The organism is Microbacterium meiriae (genome assembly GCF_040702565.1).
Classification (GTDB): domain Bacteria; phylum Actinomycetota; class Actinomycetes; order Actinomycetales; family Microbacteriaceae; genus Microbacterium; species Microbacterium meiriae.
In genome coordinates this window covers 1055056-1073396 of the sequence record NZ_JBFBLJ010000002.1, presented here as the reverse complement: position 1 = coordinate 1073396, position 18341 = coordinate 1055056, and the positions used below count along the sequence as shown (strand labels likewise).

Below are 18341 nucleotides of genomic sequence, written 5' to 3'. Positions count from 1 at the left end.
CTTCGTTCCGCAGCCCCATCGGCTCCGGCATCCATCGTTCCATGGGTTCCTATGGGCCGCAGGACATGTTCCTGCTAGAGTGTCGTCTGCGGCTGTGGGAGTCGCGACGAACGGGTGGGGATCCGTTCGACTGGGGAATGATCGATCTGGGGAGATCATGGGGACGCGTATCGGCTATGCCGTCGGAGCTTTCGACCTGTTTCACGTCGGGCACCTCAATCTGCTGCGGCACGCCAAACAGCACTGCGACATCCTGATCGCCGGTGTGGTGAGCGACGAGATGCTGCGTCAGGTCAAGGGGATCGAGCCGGTCATCCCGACCGCCGAGCGTGCCGAGATCGTGCGGCACATCTCCTTCGTCGACGACGTTTACGTCGAGACGACGCCGTCGAAGATGGACTCCTGGCGCGACGTGCGCTTCACGCACTTCTTCAAGGGCGACGACTGGCGCGGCACCGAGAAGGGCCTGCGGCTGGAGAGCGAGTTCGCGGAGGTGGGCGTCGAGGTCGTCTACTTCCCGTACACCGCGCACACGTCGAGCTCGGCGCTCCGCCGCGCGCTCGACGCGATCACCGCGAACGCCACGGCGTCGGTGGTCGGCGCGACCCGCTGAAGCCGGCGTCGGTCAGTTCGCGACGCCGAGGAGGCTGCGCGCCATCCGCGCCACGTGCGGCGGGGTGTGCGGGCCGAGCCACACCGTCCAGTGCTCCGGGGGCTCACTGCACGTCCACTCCAGGCACCACGCGTAGACGGCGTTCGCGAGACGCTCGCCGCGGGCATGGGCGCGCGGCCCCTCGGCGCGCAGGAGCCAGCGGACCGAGACCCCCTGGGGGACGTCGATGTGCCGGAACTGGATACGGGCCGCCGCCTCGATGAGGATGACGCCGTGCGCATCCCACGGGAGCCGGGACGCGACGCGGGCGATGGCTCCGACATCGGCGGCGTCCCCGGCGATGAGGACGGCTCCCTCCATCGCTTCCCAGTCCGGATCCTCGAGGTGCTCGCACGCGATGCTCATGCCTCCACTATAGGTAAGGCTACCCTTACCATCAAGAGCCGTTAGTCCTCCGCGACGGCGCTCGTCAACACCTTTACCCGGACGGCGCCACGCGTCATCCTGAGTCCGTGAGCAGTGAGAGGATTCGACGCACGCCCGCCGGACGCCGCCTGGTCGGCGCCCTGGTCGGCCTGATCGTGGCCGCAGCCCTGAGCGGGTGCGGAGCGACGGTCCCCGCAGACCCGGACGGCACCCTGGACCGAGTCACGGGCGGAGAGCTGCGGGTCGGCACCTCGCCCGACCCCGGCCTGGTCGAGACAGACGGCGGCCGGCCCCACGGGCCGGTCGTCGCCCTCGTCGACGGCTTCGCCGCGAGCCTGGACGCCCACGTCACCTGGACGGTCGCGACCGAGGAGAGCCTGGTGGGCATGCTGGAGACCGGCGACCTCGATCTCGTCGCCGGCGGCCTGACCCCGGACACCCCGTGGATCGACAAGGCGGGCGTGACCCGCGGCTATCCCGGGATCGAGGGCGCGGGCGATCGGGAGCTCGTGATGCTCGTCCCCCTGGGCGAGAACGCCTTCCTCTCGGCCCTCGAGACCTACCTCGACGGTGAGGTCGATCGATGACCGAGACGAAGCGGTTCGGGCGTACCGAGCTCCCCGACGAACAGCAGCAGGCGACCCGGAAAGCCGTGCGCTGGGAGATCTTCACGATCGTCTACACCTCGATCACGATCACCGTGATCGCGCTCGTCGTGGGCGAGTCCCAGGCGATGCGCACGGCGTGGATCGAGGACATGCTGTCCCTGATCCCGCAGTTCGCGTTCCTTCTCGCCCTGGTGTTCGTGCGGCGCCGCCCCACCCGGAAGCACCCCTACGGCCTGCACCGCGTGATGGGCGTCGGGCACCTCGTCGCCGGTGTCGCGCTCCTCGCGGTCGGCCTCAACCTCGCCGTCGAGGCCGTCGCCGGACTCCTCCGGGGGGAGCACCCGACCATCGGCACGGTGCAGCTGTTCGGGCAGACGATCTGGCTCGGTTGGCTCATGGTCGCCGTCATGGCCGTCGTGATCGTCGGACCGGTGTTCTTCTACGGTCCGGCCAAGGCCAAGCTCGCCCCCGTCCTGCACAACAAGCTGCTCTACGCCGACGCCGACATGGCGAAGGCGGACTGGCAGACGACGGTCGCCTCGATCGTCGGCGTGCTCGGTGTGGGCGCGGGAATCTGGTGGCTCGACGGCGCCGCGGCGCTCTTCATCTCGCTCGGCATCATCTGGGACGGCTTCCGCAACACGAAGACGGCCATCGTCGATCTCATGGATCAGCGGGCCCGCACCTTCGACAGCGCGGAGCCGCATCCGCTGGCCCGCGATGTCGTCTCCTACCTGCGCAGCCGCCCCTGGGTGGATCAGGCTGCCGTGCGCATGCGGGATCAGGGCCAGGTGTTCCACATCGAGGCGTTCGTGGTGCCGCATCACCGGGCCGTCCGCACGGCCGACCTGACCGCCGCGTCCGAGGGCATCGCCGACTTGGACTGGAAGGTGCAGGACGTCGTGATCATCCCGGTCGAGGAGCTGCCGGCCGAAGCGGACCCCGGGCGATGAGCGCCGCCGACGAGGCGCTGTTCCCCGGCTTCACGACCACTCGGATCCCGACCTCCGAGGCGGACATCCTCGTCCGTCACGGTGGCTCGGGACCGCCCGTGGTGCTCCTGCACGGTCACCCCCGCACCTCGGCGACGTGGCATCGGGTGGCTCCCCTGCTCGTCGAGCGCGGCTTCACCGTGATCTGCCCCGACCTGCGCGGCTATGGACGCTCCCGCGGCCCGGCGCCCACCTCCGATCACTCGGCCCATTCCAAGCGTGCCGTCGCCCGAGACATCCGCGCCGTCGCAGAGAGACTCGGTCACGAGCGCTTCCGCCTTGTCGGGCACGACCGAGGCAGCTACGTCGCGCTCCGGCTCGCCCTCGATCACCCGGAGACCGTAGAACAGGTCGCGCTGCTGGACTGCCTGCCGATCTCGGAGCACCTTCGCCGCTGCGACGCGACCTTCGCCGTGCATTGGTGGCACTGGTTCTTCTTCGCCCAGCCGGACATCCCGGAGCGCGTCATCGGCGCGGACCCGGAGGCCTGGTACGCCCCCAAGGCCGACCCGGCGACGATGGGCGCGGCGAACCATGCAGAGTTCCTGCACGCGGTGCGGCAGCCGTCGGTCATCCGGGCGATGCTCGAGGACTACCGCGCCGGTCTCACGATCGACCGCGCACACGAGGAGGCGGATCGCGCCGCCGGGCGCCGACTCGCGATGCCCGCGCTCGTGCTCTGGTCGGAACGCGACGATCTCGAAGAGCTCTACGGCGACCCTCTCCGCATCTGGCGGGACTGGGCCGACGATGTCCGCGGCCACGGCATCGACAGCGGGCACCACATGGCGGAGGAGGCGCCAGAACCTCTCGCCGCCGCACTGGCGGGCTTCTTCGGAGCCGCCCCTCCCCCACGGACGTAGGCTGGAGGCATGACCAACCCCGCCTCCGACACCATCACGATGTTCGGCGCCGACTGGTGCCGCGACTGCATCCGCACGAAGAAGCAGCTCGACGAGCTCGGCGTCGCGTACACCTACGTCGACCTGGTCGCCGACCCCGACGCCGCCGACATCGCGAAGGACATCTCCGGCCGCACGAACATCCCCGTCGTCGTCTACCCCGACGCCTCGCACCACGTCGAGCCGTCGAACGCCGACGTGGAGTCGAAGCTGCGCGAGCTCTCGCTCATCTGATCGTCTCGCCACTCGGCGGATCTCCGCGCGGACGCCTAAGCTGAAAGCCCGTTCGAAGGAGACGCCGATGACTTCTGCGCCCACGACAGCGCCTGCCGTTCCCGCTCTCGGGGAAGGCGAGGCGGAGCGGCTCGACGCCGCCGTCGCCGACCTGCAGACCGGGACGTCGGTGTGGACCGCGCTCACCGTGGCGCAGCGCGCGACGCTGCTCCGGCAGGTCCGCACGAGCGTCGCCGCGACGGCCGAGGACTGGGCGACGACCGCCGCCGCCTCCAAGGGCCTGGACGCGCGGCATCCGCTCCGCGGCGAGGAGTGGCTGAGCGGTCCGTACAGCGTCCTCGGGGCGCTCGACGCCTCGATCGCCACGCTGACCCGGATCGCGAACGGGGCCAATCCACTGGACGGCATCCGGGTCGACCGGGCGCCCGGTGGCCGGGCACGCGTGCATGCCTTCCCTCTCACCGGCATCGACCGGTTCCTGCTGTCCGGATTCACCGGCGAGGTCTGGCTCGAGCCGGGGACCACGCCGAACGCCGCCAGGGCGGGTGCGGGTCTGGCCCAGCGCACGCCGACGGTGTCCGGCGGCGTGGGCCTCGTGCTCGGCGCCGGGAACGTGACCTCCATCCCCGTGCTGGACGTGCTGTACGAACTGCTCGCCCACAACCGCACCGCCCTGCTGAAGGTGAACCCCACGCAGGACGCCCTGGTCCCCGTCTACAAGCGCGCGCTCGCCCCGCTCATCGAGCCCGGACTGCTGCGGATCGTGCGCGGGGGCCCGGCGGCCGGCGCGTATCTCACCCAGCACCCGGGCCTCGCGCACGTGCACATCACCGGCTCGGCGGCAACGTTCGACACCATCGTCTGGGGGCCGTCCTCCGGTGAGGGCGCGGCGGCGACGAAGCGCCGCCGCCGCGAGAACCGCCCGCTGCTGAAGAAGCCCATCACCGCCGAGCTCGGCGGGGTCTCCCCCATCATCGTCGTGCCCGGGAAGTGGACGGCCGCCGACCTCGCGTATCAGGCCGAGCACATCGCGACCATGCGGCTGCAGAACAGCGGCCACAACTGCATCGCGGGGCAGGTCGTCATCCTCTCCGCCGACTGGGACCAGGCCGATGACTTCCGCGCCGCGCTGCGCCACGCCTACGCCACCGCTCCGGAGCGCCCCATCTGGTACCCCGGCGCCCCCTCCCGCATGCAGGCCGCCACGGACGACTACCCGGACGCGCTCGTGCTCGGGGACCGGCTCCTCGTCGAGATCGACGGCGATGAGGACCCCGCCGCCCTGGAGAGCACGGAGTACTTCGCCCCGGTCCTCGGCGTGGTGAGCCTGCCGGGCACCGGCCAGGAGTTCCTCGACGCCGCGGTCGCCCACGCGAACGAGAAGCTGCAGGGCACGCTCGGCGCGAACCTGCTCATCGACCCGGCCACCGAGAAGGCGCTCGGCAGCGGGTTCGAGCGGGCGCTCACCGCCCTGCACTACGGCTCGATCTCGATCAACGGGTGGACCGCCTTCGGGTTCATCACGCCGACCCTCACCTGGGGCGCTTTCCCCGGCGGCACGATCGACGACGTCGGCAGCGGCATCGGCGTCGTCCACAATGCCCTGCTGCTGGATCGGGTGGAGCGCTCCGTGCTGCGCGGCCCCTTCCGACCGTTCCCGCGATCGCTGCCCGTGGCCAACGGCGGCGGACGCCTGACCATCCTCCCGAAGCCGCCGTGGTTCGTCTCCTCCCGCACCGGCGCGGCCGTGAGCGAGGGCCTCACCCGCCATCGCGCGGACGGCGGCGCCGTCGGCCTCGTGAAGACCCTGATGCGCGCGCTCCGCGCCTGAGGGGACGCGTCAGGCCTCGGGCCGGAACCGATCGGTCGCGGCGCGGAGAGCCGCGCGGATGCCGGGTTCGGCGGCGGAATGGCCCGCGTCGTCGACCACCTGGAAGTCGGCTTCCGGCCAAGCCCGGTGCAGGTCCCACGCCGTCATCATCGGCGTCACCACGTCGTGGCGGCCCTGCACGATCACGGTCGGGATGTGCCGGATGGCGTCGATCCCCACGAGCAGCTGTCCCTCGGCCCACCAGCCGCGGTGCACGAAGAAGTGGTTCTCGATGCGCGCGAAGGCGACGGCCCGGCGGGGATCGGCCATCGCCGCGATCTGCTCCGGGTCGGGGCGCAGGGTGACGGTCGCCGCCTCCCAGGCCGCCCACGCGAGGGCCGCCGGTTCGTGGACCGCCGGGTCCGGATCGAACAGCCGCCGGTGATACGCCTCGATCATCCGCGAGCGCTCCAGGACCGGGATCGGCGCGATGAAGTCCTCCCACAGGTCGGGGAACAGCGCCGCCGCCCCGCCCTCGTAGAACCATTCGAGCTCGGCGCGACGCAGGGTGAAGATGCCGCGCAGGATCAGCTCGGAGACGACATCCGGGTGGGCCTGAGCGTAGGCCAGCGCGAGGGCGCTCCCCCAGGACCCGCCGAACACCTGCCAGCTCTCGATGCCGAGGTTCTTGCGCAGGAGCTCGAGGTCGGCGATGAGGTGCGCGGTGGTGATGTGCCGGAGATCGGCATCGGGCTCCGCGGCGGACGGCGTGCTCCGACCGCATCCGCGCTGATCGAGCAGGACGATCCGGTAGGCCTCGGGGTCGAAGAACTGCCGCTGCCACGGCGACGTCCCGCTGCCCGGACCTCCGTGGAGGAACACGACGGGCTTGCCCTCGGGGTTGCCGCTGATCTCCCAGGCCACGCGGTGCCCGTCGCCGACGAGCAGCACTCCGGTCTCGTACGGCTCGATGGGCGGATAGAGCCCTTCGGTGTTCGTCATGTTCGGTCCCCCAACCGGTCGTGCGGTCCTGCCGAGTCCACGTTATCTGACAACGGCGGGATCACCGGGCCTACGGGTCGAGCTGATCGGCGGGGAGGGTGAACACCTGCCCGCACGCATCGAGCCCGTTCTGGTATCCCTCCGCGAACCAGCGCTGACGCTGCTCGCTGGAGCCGTGGGTCCAGGTCTCCGGGTTCACCTGCCCGGACTGCTCCTGGATGTGGTCGTCTCCGACCGCGGCCGCCGCGTTCAGGGCGTCCTCGATCTGCGTCTCCGTCGGCTTCTCCAGGTAGGGATCGCCGTCGGCGTCGGTCTGCTCGGTCATGCGGCCGAGCCAGCCGCCGGCGTAGCAGTCGGCCTGCAGCTCCATGCGCACGCCGTTGCTGCCGGGACCGGTGCCGTTGTTCGGGTACTGGTCCATCGTCCCGGTGATGTTCTGGATGTGGTGCCCCCACTCGTGCCCGATGATGTAGAGCTGCGCGAGGTTTCCGGCCGAGGCCCCGAACTGCTCCTGCATGAGCTGGAAGAAGGTGGGATCGATGTAGACGGTCTCCTCCGGCGGGCAGTAGAAGGGCCCCACGGCATTGGAGGCCGTTCCGCACTGCGTGGACGTCGCGCCGTCGACGACGATGTTCTGCGGAGCCCGGTAGCCCTCGACGTTGTCCCCCCAGAACGCGTCCAGTGCGAGCTGAGCGCCTGCGAGCCGGCACTCGGCGTTCGCGTTCGCGTCGGCACCGGTGTCGCAGTTCTCGATGGCCGAACCACCGGCGGGTTCGCTCCCGCCCCCGGGCGCGCCACCGATGAGTCCACTCAGGTCGATGCCCAGCAGGGGGCCGGCGATGAGGGCGAGGAGGGCGAGCACGCCGACGCCGGAACCGCCCGCGATCGCCGCCGTGCGTCCGCGGCGGCGCGTGGTGTTGCGGGAGAGGTCGGCGTCGGGATTGAACGTCATGCGTCGAGGGTACTCCGCGCGCCGACACCCTGACGGACGTAGGCTCGTGGCATGGCCACCACGATCACCATCACCGGCGCGGGCGGACAGATCGGCTACGCGCTCCTCTTCCGCATCGCCGCCGGCGACATGCTCGGTCCGGATGAGAAGGTGCGGCTGCGGCTGCTGGAGATCCCGCAGGGACTCGGCGCTGCGGAGGGCGCCGCTCTGGAGCTGCAGGACGGCGCGTTCGATCTGCTCGAGCACGTGGAGGTGACCGACGACCCCGCGGTCGGCTTCGACGGCTGCGACCTCGCGCTGCTCGTGGGCGCGCGCCCCCGCGGTCCGGGCATGGAACGCGGTGACCTGCTGGCCGCGAACGGCGGCATCTTCGGGCCCCAGGGCGCCGCCATCGCCGCGAACGCCGATCCCGGGGTCCGCGTGACCGTGGTGGGCAACCCCGCGAACACGAACGCCCTGATCGCCTCGGCGGCGGCCGACGGCGTGCCCGCCGACCGATTCACCGCACTCACGCGGCTGGACGAGAACCGGGCACGGGCCCAGCTCGCCCAGACGCTCGGCGCCCCCGTGCACACGGTGCGGCGGGTACCGATCTGGGGCAACCACTCGGCCACGCAGTTCCCCGACGTGTCGCACGCGACCGTCGGCGGGAAGCCCGTGCAGGACGCCCTGGAGCGGATCGTCGGCGACGTCCCGGCGTGGCTGGAGCAGACGTTCATCCCCCGGGTCGCCAAGCGCGGCGCCGAGATCATCGAGGTCCGCGGGTCGTCCTCCGTCGCCTCCGCCGCGAGCGCGACGATCGACCATGTGCGCGACTGGGTCCGCGGGACCGAGGACTGGACCTCCGCCGCCGTCGTCTCGCGCGGAGAGTACGGCGTTCCGGAGGGTCTCGTCTCCTCGTTCCCCGTGCAGTCCGTCGACGGCGAGTGGCGCATCGTGGAGGGCCTGGAGATCGACGACTGGGCCCGCACGCGCATCGACGCCTCGGTCGCGGAGCTCGTGGAGGAGCGGGAGGCGGTCCGTGCCCTCGGACTGCTCTGATCCGGTCGCCGCGGGACGCCCCGGCAGGGCAGAATAGAGGGCGGAGGTGCGGGATGAGCGACACGATGGACCCGGCGGGCACGACGCCGTCTCTCGACGATGCGCTGACGAGCCCGCTCCACCTCCCGCACGACGCAGCAAAGTGCCCGAAGTGCTTCACGGAGCTGCAGCAGAACCGCAACTTCTGGACCGCGCGTCCCGCGGGCTCCCGCCTGGTCGGCCTCGTCGTCGCTCGTGAGGGCATGCCGTCGGTCGTCGAGCAGCGCGCCGACCTCACCCGTTTCGGCGTGCCCATCGAGGGCTTCCGTCACCCGGCGCCGGACATCCTGGAGAGCTGGAACGACCGCCTCGCGCGGCTCATCTCGACGCTCCGGACCGGAGACGTGGTCGTGGTGGCGAACATCCGGGCCCTGGGGCTCGACGCCGAGGAGGGCGCCCGCACGGTCGCCGAGCTCCGGCGACACGGGATCATCGTGAAGGTCCTCGGCCACGAGGCGCGTCATCTCGCCGACGCCGCCGGCGCGCGCTGAGAGGCGCCGCTAGAAGTCCCCGGACCGCAGACGGGCGAGCGTGCCCGCGCCGATCTCGGCACGGACGTCGGGACGGTTCGCGTAGAAGGTGACGAGTTCGGCCAGGAGCACCGGGTCGCTGGCGAGATCGGCCGCCGCCCACGAGGACTGCTGAGCGGTCGACGTCCGCAGTACCACGCGGTTGCCTTCCACGCCGGCGCTGACGACCTCCTCCCATGCCACGGCCACGTTGTTGCGCGGGATCCGGAGCTGCAGCCCGTCGGGGCGCAGCGTCAGGCGATGGGCGGAGGGAGCCCGGAACCACGACCGGATGCCGGCGATCGTCATGATCAGCGCGACCACCGGGAGGAGGAGCAGGGTGAGGAGCGGCAGTCGGTCCGCGGGCACCGTGAAGATGCTCCATGCCCACGCCGCGAGGAGCAGGGCCCCCACCGGCGCGAGGGCGCGCAGCGGCCAGACGATCCCCGCGGCCCCGCCGAACGCGATCGCCGGACCGTCGACGACCGGCCGGACGACTCGGACCCGTGAGACGCGGGCGTGGGCCACCATCAGCCAGACGCCGACGGCGACGGCCGCGAGCACACCGATCCCCAGTGCCTTCATCGCCGGAGCCGGATCGGCGAACAGGATCAGGCTGAACAGCAGGACCACGATGGCGAACACGACGCCGAACACCGTGAGCGCCGTGGTCGCGCGCTGCTGCCCGTCCCACCCCGGATGACCGGGTACCCAGATCGTCTCCGGAGAGGTCGACTGCTGCTGACCTGTCACCCGAACAGTCCCTTCCACGCCTTGCCGATGTTGTGCCCGGCGTCGCCCACGAAGTCGGTCGTGTTCTCCCAGGCGTCCTCCGCGAAGTCCGTCGTGGCGTCCCACGCATCCGCCATGCCGGCGTCGATCGACTCCCGGACGTCTTGCGGGACCCAGTTCTCGTAAGCCCACACCGCACCGGCGCCGACCGCCACCGCGGCCCCGCCGACGACCACCGCCGTGCCCCAGACCGGGAGCGTGACGACACCGGCCGCCGCGAGCGCGGCGACACCGGCAGCCGCAGCCGCGCCACCCGCCGCGCCGCCGATGATCTCCACCGCGGTGGACGAGGGGTCGTCGCCCGACGACATCGCCGAGCCCAGATTCCAGGCGTCGACGCCCCAGCCGATGAACGGCACCGCCCGACTCGCGCGAGAGAGTCCGCGGGCCAGATCCTCGGCCTCGTCCGCAGCCCACCGCATGCCGGTGGGGTTGGCGGCCTCGGCAGCGGCCTTGACGGCGGGATTGCCGGAGCGCAGCTCGCGAACGAAGTCCGATGCTCCGAGACGCAGATCCTCCGCGTGGGAGGTGAGCTCGGCCGCCGTCTCCGCCCACGCCAGGCCCTGGCCCTCGAGGTAGATCTTCGGGACCTCGCCGCTCGCCTCTCGCAGACCGGACAGGATCCTGTCCGCCGTGGACTGGCTCGGCATGGTCCCGAGGAAGCCGTCGAGGTTCTCGCTGATCCAGACCTCGAGCTCGCCCCACCAGGAGCCGACGTCGGCCGCGATCTCGTTGTACAGCTCGATGCGGTCGAGGTGCTCCTGCCACTCGTCCCAGTAGGGGTCGTCCCTCGACGTGGGGCACACCGGGATCAGGGACACCGGCCGGCCGATGATCATGCCGTTCACCGGAAGCCCCGCCGCCCGCGCATTGTCGCGGTGCGTCGCGAAGTCCTCCTTCATGCGCCGCAGCTGCCCGGCGTACGACCGGAGCTTCTCGGCGGCGTCACGAGCGAGGTCCTTGATCTCCTTCGCGGCGTCCGTCGTGCGCGAGAGGATCGTGACGTAGTCGTCCGCCGACTCGCCGAACCAGTGCCCGCGCACGCCGGTCGGGATGAAGGTCGTGACGTTGGAGGACACGTCTGCGGCGTCCTTCAGGTCGGGGTCGAGCCAGTCCGCGGCCGCCTGTACCTGGTCGGCGTCGCCGTATGTGGTCGTGTCGATCGTCATCAGAGGTCCTCGACGATGGCCGCGACCGGGTCGAGCTGGTCGATCACGTCCTGTTCGTTCGTCTCCGCGTCGTCGGCGATGGCGCGGACGATCTCTCCCAGGGTGCCGTTGATCCGGTACAGGGCGTCGACGCCCTCCCCCACCCGCTGCATGATGGCGGCGACCGTGTCGGAGGCGAGTCCGCCGTCGACGGCCGTCGGAATGCCGGAGAGCTTCGTCTCGATGAGCTCGACCGCCTCCTCGTGCATGTCCGCATGGACGGCCATCACCTCCGGGTCCATCGCGATGCGGCTCATGCGATGGCTCCGTTCCGGCGGTAGGACGCGGGCACGTCGAGGTCGAAGATGACGACGTCGTAGGGCTGCGCCTCCTTGATCTGACCGAGGTCCTCGGTGCGCACCAGGACCCAGGGCTGCCGCTCGCCGGCGAGCTCCAGCAGCCGGTCCAGGGCGGTGTAGGCGAGCAGCGCACGCCGCCCGTCCTTCAGCTCCCGGATCTCGACGAGCTGCTCCTCCGGCGTCGACGTCACGCTCAGGGGCAGGTACAGCACGGGTGGGACCATCGGCGCTGCGGCCGGCGTCGGTTCGAAGGTCATCTCGGTCTCTCCTCGGTTGTCACTCGTAGCTCGGCGGCACCCACAGCAGCTGCGCGGAGACGAGGCCCCGATCGCGGCTGACGATCTGCGCACGGCCGGGAATCGCGGGAACCGCCTTCACCTTGCCGATGAGCTGGCCCTCCTCGGGGCTGCCGGAGAGCAGGATGCCGGTCGCACCCAGGTCGGTCATGCGCTGGATGATGGGATCGTACGCGGCGCGGCTCGCCCCGCCGGTGCGGCGGGTGAGGATCACGTGAAGGCCGAGATCGGCCGCCTGCGCGAGCAGCGGTGCGAGCACCGCGACCGGGTTGCCCTGCGAGGTCGCCACGAGGTCGTAGTCGTCGATGAGGACGAACCCTTCCGCGCCCTTCCACCACGATCGGCTGCGGAGCTGGTCGGGCGTGACGTCGGGTCCCGGGATGCGGCTGCGGAAGAACTGGGCGAGCTCGTTCATCCCGCCCTCCGTCATCTCGTGCGACGTGAGGTAGGCGCCGAGGTACTCCTGCGGGATCTCGCCCAGGAGGGCACGACGGTAGTCGACGACGAAGATCTTCGCCTCGGTCGGCCCGTACAGGCGCGTGATCTCGTGCACGACGCCGCGGAGCATCGACGACTTGCCGGAGTCCGCGTCGCCGTACAGGTACAGCAGCGGCTCGGCGACCGGATCGATCGAGAACGGGGCGAGGTTCGCCTCATCGATGCCCAGCAGGAGTTCGCGGGGCTCCGTGCCGTCCGGCGACTGCGCGGCCGCCACGGCGCGCAGATCGGCATGGCTGATGCGCGAGGGCAGCAGCCGCAGCTTGGGCCCTGCCGGTCCGTGCCACGCCGCCGCGACCCGTGCCACGAGGTCGTCGATCCCGTCGGCGAGGCTCGACGCGTCGTCCACCCCGTCGACGCGGGGCAGCGCCGTGAGCATCTGCAGGCCGCGGTCGTTGAGGCCGCGGCCGGGGATGGCCGTGACGTTCTCCGCCGCCTTGCGGTTGACCTCGGAGTCGGTCGGGTCGCCCAGGCGCAGCTCGATGCGGGTGCCGATGAGGTCCTTGATGTTCGCCCGGATCTCCATCCAACGCGCCGCCGTGATCACGACGTGGACGCCGTAGGTGAGACCCCGCGCGGCGATCGCCTGGATCTGCGGCTCCAGCATCTCGAACTCGGCGCGCAGCGTGCCCCAGCCGTCGACGATGAGGAAGATGTCGCCATAGCCGTCGTCGGTGAGACCCTGCGCACGGCGCTGGCGGTACGCGTCGATCGAGTCGATGCCGTTCTGCCGGAAGTACACCTCGCGGGCGTTCAGCAGGCTGGTGACCTCGGCGACCGTACGGCGGACCACGTCCGGCTCGGAGCGGGTCGCGACGCCGCTGATGTGCGTGAAGTCCTGCAGGCCGGTGAAGCTGCCGCCGCCGAAGTCGATGACGAAGAACTGCACCTCCTGGGGCGTGTGGGTGAGCGCCAGCGCGGCGACCGTCGTCCGCGCGAGCGTGCTCTTGCCGCTCAGCGGCGCGCCGACGATCGCCATGTGGCCGGCCGCGCCGCCGAGGGAGACCGCGAGGTTCTCGCGGCGCTGCTCCAGCGGCACGTCGACGATGCCGAGCGGGACCGTGAGCGCCCCCGCACCCCGCCAGCGCGGGGAGACGAGCCCGAGCGACGGGTCCTCGACGAGGTCGCCGAAGAGCTGGTCGAGGGTGGCCGGCGTCACCAGCGGCGGCAGCCACACCTGGTGGGCCGCGGGGCCGCGTCCCTTCATGGACTCGACCGCGATCTCGAAGGTGTTGCGCTTCTCCTCCGGTTCGGCGTCGACCATGACCTCCGGCTCGTCCACGGGTGCCTCCGCCCGCCACACCGGCGCGGCGGTGAACAGCTCGACCGCCGTCGAGCCGGTGCTCTGGCCGGAGCCGCCGGACGACGCCCTCCGGCGACGACGCGGCGGCGGGCCCGATACGTACGCGGCACGGAACTGCGTCATCGTCTCGGTGTCGGACTTCAGGATGCCGGCGCCCGGCTGGGTGGGCAGGTGATAGGCGTCCGGCACGCCGAGGACCGTGCGGGACTCGGCCGCCGAGAACGTCCGAAGACCGATGCGGTACGAGAGGTGCGTGTCGAGGCCGCGCAGCTTTCCCTCTTCGAGTCGCTGGGAGGACAGCAGCAGGTGGACCTGCAGCGAGCGGCCGAGGCGGCCGATGTTGACGAAGGTGTCGACGAACTCCGGCTTCGCCGACAGGAGCTCGGAGAACTCGTCGGCGACGATGAGCAGGGCAGGCAGCGGCGCCAGATCGGTGCGTCCGCCGCGACGCGCCTTCTCGTAGTCGGCCACGTTGGCGAACGGGCCGGTGGCCCGCAGCAGCTCCTGTCGGCGCACCATCTCGCCCTGGAGCGCGTCCTGCATGCGGTCGACGAGGGAGATCTCCTCACCGAGGTTCGTGATGATCGCCGAGACGTGCGGCATGTCGGCCATACCGGCGAACGTCGCACCACCCTTGAAGTCGACGAGCACGAAGTTGAGCTGCTCCGGCGAATGGGTCATCGCGAGGGCCAGCACCAGCGTGCGGAGCACCTCCGACTTCCCGGAGCCGGTGGCGCCGATGATGAGGCCGTGCGGGCCCATACCCTGCTGCGCCGATTCCTTGATGTCGAGGATGAGCGGGCTGCCGTCCTCGGTCTGGCCGATCGGCACGCGGAGGCGGTCGCGCTCCAGGCGCGGTGCCCACGCGGCGTCGAGGTCGAGGTCGCGCACGTCGGGCAGGCCGAGGAGCTCGACGAGCTCGGCCTGGCCGGTCGCGCTCTTCTTGCTGGCGATCGCGGTGCCGCCCGAGTACAGGGCGATGAGCCGACGGGCGGTCGCCTCCGCCTCGACGATGGTGATCGCATCGGCCTCGAACGGCCGTGCGGGCACCTGCAGGCTGACGAGCTCGGCGCGTGTGCTGGCACCGCCGGTCTCGAAAGCGATGCGCAGGGCGTTGGGGTCGTCGAGGTCGCCCCAGCGGGCGGGGAGGTCGATCACGGTCACGCCCTGCACGCCGTCGCCGGTGACGAGGGCGTCGTTGAACGATGTCGTGGCGCCGTCCGTGACGATGACGATGTGCGGCGTCTTCGGTCCGGAGCCGTCGCGGGCGAAGCGCGAGCGCTCCCGCACCTCGGGCGGCAGCATGTCCTCGAGCTCGGACAGCTGCGAGCCGATCATGCGGGCGGCGCCGAGGCCGTCCCGCACGGTGCGCGAATGCGTGTGCGGCAGCCACTTCGCCCACTCCCACTGCGGGAGCACGCCGGTATCCGCGGCGATGACGATCTGCAGCACGTCGGGGTCGTGCATGGTGGCCGCATGCAGCAGCATGGCTCTCGCCAGCGCGCGGGTCTCGTCCTCGTCGCCGGTGATCTCGATGCGGGCGTAGTCGCGGAGGGTGACGCCGAGCGGGAGGTTCTTCTGGACCTCGTGCGTCAGCATGAAGCGGTGCGCGGCCGAGGCGGCGACGGGGTCGAGCTGCGCCAGTGGCGGGAGCTCCGGGGCTTCGAGCGTGACGCACAGCGGCTGATCGGTGACGCCCACGCGGACCGACAGGAAGTCGGGGTCGTTGACGCCGCGCTCCCAGACGCGGGTGCGCTCCTCCGCGAGGTACGGCAGGGTCGACGGGGCGGGCAGGTGCCAGTTCGCGGAGCGGCGCTGCTGTCGGGCGGCGACGCGGACGGTCTGCCGCAACTCGGTCAGGTACGCCAGATACTCGCGGCGGGCACCGAGCGTGGCCGCCTGCCGTTGGGAGCGCTGCCGCCAGCCGTTGACGGCGACGAAGCCGAGCGAGGACAGCAGGAACATGCCGCCGGTGAGCAGACCCGTGACGGACTGGTTCGACATGGTGACCATGACGATCGCGCCGACGCTGCCGAGCATGGGCAGCAGCGACCCGAGGATCCCGATGCCGCCGTCGTTCGGCTGCAGCTCCGGCGGGGCCTGGACCGGGAGCCTCCCGGAGGGGACACGGGGCGGGGCGAGACGGGGTCCTGTCATGCTCTCTCTCCGGCGCTGCTGTCGGTGCCCAGCAGAAGGCTGATGGTGAAGCTGCGGTTGCCCATGCGGACACGGTCGGCGTCGTCGAGGAGCACGCGCTCGCCCGCGACCAGCTCGGTCGTCTGGCCGTCGTCGCTGCGGACGTCGGAGCCGTTCGTGGAACCGAAGTCGGTGACCCAGGTGCGGCCGCGGGAGTGCTCGATGCGCAGATGGGTCTTCGAGACCGACGCGTCGGGGTCGGTGACGACGATGAGGCGATCGTCATGGGCGCTGGCGACGGGGCCGCGCCCGAGGTTCGCGGCCACGGGGAGGGCGAGCTGCACCCGCTGACCCGTGTCGAAGATGAGCAGCAGCGCCCCGGTCTCGGGGGCAGGGGCCGGGGCCTCGGCACCCGCCTGCGACCCGGGCGCCGGGGCGACGGTGAAGAGCGGCCGGTCCGATCCGGGTGCCGCCGGTTCCGGGGTCTCGGTGCGGCGGGAGGCCGCGCGGGCGTCGGTGGGCTGGGAGTCCTCGTCCACGACGGACGGCGACGCCACCAGCGGCACGACCTGCGGCGGAGCGAGCGGAGCGGCCTCCACCGCGGCAGGAGTCGGCGGAGCCTCGACGGCCGCCTTGGCGGGCACGGCGACGACGACGGTGCCGGCCACGCGGTCGGCCCAGGACTGCCGTCTGCCGCCGCGATCCGAAGCGCTGGAGGCGACGACGACCCAGCTGCCGACAGCCACGAGGAAGCCGGCGCCGGTGATGATGCCGCGGACGAACTGGCGCCCGATCCCCGGGGACCACGGCCGGTCGGCGCGGGCACTGCGCAGGCGCAGCACGGCGTTGCCGAGGGTGAGGCCGGTCCGCGCCTCCAGCACCCAGAGGAACAGGGCGAGCTCGAAGACGGTGAGGCCCGCGAGCAGCACGCTCTGGGTCAGCACGAGGACGACGGCGGACGCGAGGAACACGGCGGCCGCGTCGAGGGTGAAGGCGGCGATCCGCTGGATCGTGCCGGCGGGTGCTCCACGGAAGGCGGGGCCGAGTCCCTCGGCGGGTCGCGGGACGGCACGTCGCGACGAGGCGATCGGCGTGGGCGGCGCGGGCGTCTGGCGGAGCGGCGTGCCGTCGACGCCCGGCGGCGCCGCGATCAGTGCGGGCGGCAGCGCGGGGATCTCCCCTGGACGGTCTCCGCCGGGCGCCATCGGCGGGATCGGACCCCCGCTCGGCCAGGACTGTGATGGGCCGTTCCCGCTCATCCGGCCATCATTCCACGAACCAGGGAGAGCGCATTCGCGTAGAGCAGGGCCGACGGTAGGGCGAGCGCGACGGCGAGCCACTCGAACGCGTCTCCGACCCGCGACCACACCAGCGACTTCGCGCCCTTGGACACCGGGATGACGACGGCCACCGCCGCCAACCCGACGAGGAACAGCAGGGCCGCTCCGAGCAGGTGGAAGCCGCTCCCGAGGGCCGCCGCGACCTGGATGCCGGCGACGAGGCAGACCACGGCAGCCGCGGCACGGGGGAACCACCGGAGGAGGCGCGAGGTGGTGTGCCGCGGCGTGAGCAGCAGGGCGAGCGCGAGGCAGCAGAGGAGAGCGATCCCGCCGGATACCACGAACGCGTCATCGGGCCAGGGCCGCAGGAACGCGACAGGAGCCATCGCCGCGGCCACGATGCTCAGCACGGCGGTGCCCGCGATGAGGCGCGCGGAGGAATCGTCGACCACGGCGGTGATGCGCTCCGGACGCAGCAGCCCGACCGACTCGGGGATGGCTCCGCGCACGGTCCACCGGCTGGTCATGAAGTGCTTGTAGTCGATGAAGTAGCCTTCGGGCAGGTTGACGAGGCTGCTCGGGAGGGCACGCAGGCCCAGCGGAACGAGGCCGAGCGAGACGGCGGCGGCCTCCGCCTCCCCCCACCGCAGGAGCAGGGCCAGGCCCCAGACGGCGGCGAGGCCCACGAGCAGCACCGTCGCCGTCCCGGCCGCGGCGCGCATCGGGCGAGCCCTGGCCGTGACGGCGATGATCGCGGTGGTGACACCCGCCGCGAGGAACCCGGTGGCGGTCGACAGGTGCGACGCGTCCTCCAGCCCGGCCGGGATGAGGAGAACGCCGGCCGCGAACGACAGCAGCACCGGCGCGAGCACCCCGAGGATGCCGCGCACTCCCGCCGCGGAGTCTCGTCGCGCCCACGCGACAGCGCCACCGATCGCACCGGCCGCGACGAGGAGGGCGACGAGAAGCCGGATCAGCGGATCGACGGCGCCCTGGGCGAAGACCGCGACGAGCAGCATCCCGCTCACGGCCAGCAGCCACCACCGTGCGCCGTGGTCGGCGCGCGTCTGGCCCGTCGCCTTCTCCGCCGGGCGCGCCTGCGGAGCCAGAGCCGTGCGGTCGATCAACGCATAGAGGCCACCGTCGACGAGGTCTTCGCACTCGGTGTCGCCGGGGATCTCGTATCCCCCGGGGCCGATCGTGACGAACCGGTCCGCGTCGGGGATCCCGCTCAGGATGAGGGCGTCCTCCAGCGTCTCGTCGAGCGGCAGGGAGAGGTCGATGCGACGATCTTCGCTCTGGAGGACGATCCGACGCCGCTCTACGATCTCGACTGACACACCTGCACCCTATCCACTGCGCGAGGCTCTCGCCGCGCGGCGCCGCCGCAGGCACTTCGGG

18 protein-coding genes are annotated in these 18341 nt (G+C 71.6%); 8 read left to right on the top strand and 10 right to left on the bottom strand.

The window, feature by feature from the left end; all coding sequences use genetic code 11:
• Nucleotides 1-157: 157 nt before the first annotated feature.
• Nucleotides 158-613, top strand: a complete 456-nt coding sequence (locus AB0310_RS12550; RefSeq protein ID WP_187663183.1) for an FAD synthase family protein — start codon at nt 158-160, stop codon at nt 611-613.
• Nucleotides 614-625: 12 nt separating this feature from the next.
• Here the strand turns inward: AB0310_RS12550 and AB0310_RS12545 are convergent, their stop codons facing one another.
• Nucleotides 626-1018 carry an SIP domain-containing protein gene (locus tag AB0310_RS12545; RefSeq protein WP_187663182.1) on the bottom strand — a complete coding sequence of 131 codons (393 nt, stop codon included), beginning with the start codon at nt 1016-1018 and terminating at the stop codon, nt 626-628.
• Between the two features lie 107 nt (nt 1019-1125).
• Here AB0310_RS12545 and AB0310_RS12540 point away from each other — a divergent pair, with 107 nt between their 5' ends.
• From AB0310_RS12540 to AB0310_RS12520, 5 genes are all read left to right on the top strand, one after another.
• Nucleotides 1126-1626: a type 2 periplasmic-binding domain-containing protein gene (locus AB0310_RS12540; RefSeq protein WP_366237367.1), complete on the top strand. Its 501-nt coding sequence runs from the start codon at nt 1126-1128 to the stop codon at nt 1624-1626.
• The gene (locus AB0310_RS12535) at nt 1623-2600 is read left to right on the top strand and encodes a cation efflux transmembrane domain-containing protein (RefSeq protein WP_366237366.1); all 978 of its coding nucleotides are present in this window, start codon (nt 1623-1625) and stop codon (nt 2598-2600) included. The genes AB0310_RS12540 and AB0310_RS12535 overlap by 4 nt, the downstream gene beginning before the upstream one ends.
• Nucleotides 2597-3502, top strand: coding sequence for an alpha/beta fold hydrolase (locus AB0310_RS12530; protein WP_187663180.1), 906 nt, complete (start codon nt 2597-2599; stop codon nt 3500-3502). Before AB0310_RS12535 ends, AB0310_RS12530 begins: the two co-directional genes overlap by 4 nt.
• 9 nt (nt 3503-3511) lie before the next feature.
• Complete coding sequence (locus AB0310_RS12525) at nt 3512-3775, top strand: glutaredoxin family protein (protein WP_071327714.1); 264 nt, start codon at nt 3512-3514, stop codon at nt 3773-3775.
• A 67-nt stretch (nt 3776-3842) separates the two neighbouring features.
• Nucleotides 3843-5606 (top strand): aldehyde dehydrogenase family protein, encoded by a 1764-nt coding sequence (locus tag AB0310_RS12520; RefSeq protein WP_366237365.1) that lies wholly within the window; start codon nt 3843-3845, stop codon nt 5604-5606.
• A 9-nt stretch (nt 5607-5615) separates the two neighbouring features.
• On the opposite strand, the gene pip is transcribed toward AB0310_RS12520, so the two are convergent.
• Nucleotides 5616-6587, bottom strand: a complete 972-nt coding sequence (gene pip, locus AB0310_RS12515; RefSeq protein ID WP_366237364.1) for a prolyl aminopeptidase — start codon at nt 6585-6587, stop codon at nt 5616-5618.
• A 70-nt stretch (nt 6588-6657) separates the two neighbouring features.
• Nucleotides 6658-7539: a KPN_02809 family neutral zinc metallopeptidase gene (ypfJ, locus tag AB0310_RS12510; RefSeq protein ID WP_366237363.1), complete on the bottom strand. Its 882-nt coding sequence runs from the start codon at nt 7537-7539 to the stop codon at nt 6658-6660.
• Nucleotides 7540-7590: 51 nt separating this feature from the next.
• Between ypfJ and AB0310_RS12505 the strand changes: the two genes are divergently transcribed.
• Together AB0310_RS12505 and AB0310_RS12500 are read left to right on the top strand one after the other, a co-directional pair.
• Entirely contained in the window at nt 7591-8580 is a 990-nt protein-coding gene (locus AB0310_RS12505; RefSeq protein ID WP_292796904.1) for a malate dehydrogenase, read from the top strand.
• 53 nt (nt 8581-8633) lie between these two features.
• Entirely contained in the window at nt 8634-9110 is a 477-nt protein-coding gene (locus AB0310_RS12500; RefSeq protein ID WP_101847531.1) for a recombinase family protein, read from the top strand.
• 9 nt (nt 9111-9119) lie between these two features.
• Here the strand turns inward: AB0310_RS12500 and AB0310_RS12495 are convergent, their stop codons facing one another.
• The 7 genes from AB0310_RS12495 to AB0310_RS12465 are packed head-to-tail and all read right to left on the bottom strand — an operon-like array spanning nt 9120 to nt 18280.
• Nucleotides 9120-9881 (bottom strand): hypothetical protein, encoded by a 762-nt coding sequence (locus AB0310_RS12495; RefSeq protein ID WP_259952731.1) that lies wholly within the window; start codon nt 9879-9881, stop codon nt 9120-9122.
• Nucleotides 9878-11089 carry a hypothetical protein gene (locus tag AB0310_RS12490; protein WP_187663174.1) on the bottom strand — a complete coding sequence of 404 codons (1212 nt, stop codon included), beginning with the start codon at nt 11087-11089 and terminating at the stop codon, nt 9878-9880. Before AB0310_RS12490 ends, AB0310_RS12495 begins: the two co-directional genes overlap by 4 nt.
• Nucleotides 11089-11385: a hypothetical protein gene (locus tag AB0310_RS12485; RefSeq protein WP_062635420.1), complete on the bottom strand. Its 297-nt coding sequence runs from the start codon at nt 11383-11385 to the stop codon at nt 11089-11091. Before AB0310_RS12485 ends, AB0310_RS12490 begins: the two co-directional genes overlap by 1 nt.
• Nucleotides 11382-11684: an SAV_915 family protein gene (locus AB0310_RS12480; protein WP_187663173.1), complete on the bottom strand. Its 303-nt coding sequence runs from the start codon at nt 11682-11684 to the stop codon at nt 11382-11384. Before AB0310_RS12480 ends, AB0310_RS12485 begins: the two co-directional genes overlap by 4 nt.
• Before the next feature lie 19 nt (nt 11685-11703).
• Nucleotides 11704-15681, bottom strand: coding sequence for a type VII secretion protein EccCa (gene eccCa, locus AB0310_RS12475; protein ID WP_187663172.1), 3978 nt, complete (start codon nt 15679-15681; stop codon nt 11704-11706).
• Nucleotides 15678-16919, bottom strand: coding sequence for an FHA domain-containing protein (locus AB0310_RS12470; protein WP_366237362.1), 1242 nt, complete (start codon nt 16917-16919; stop codon nt 15678-15680). Before AB0310_RS12470 ends, eccCa begins: the two co-directional genes overlap by 4 nt.
• Nucleotides 16916-18280: a hypothetical protein gene (locus AB0310_RS12465; RefSeq protein ID WP_366237361.1), complete on the bottom strand. Its 1365-nt coding sequence runs from the start codon at nt 18278-18280 to the stop codon at nt 16916-16918. The genes AB0310_RS12470 and AB0310_RS12465 overlap by 4 nt, the downstream gene beginning before the upstream one ends.
• Between the last annotated feature and the right edge of the window lie 61 nt (nt 18281-18341).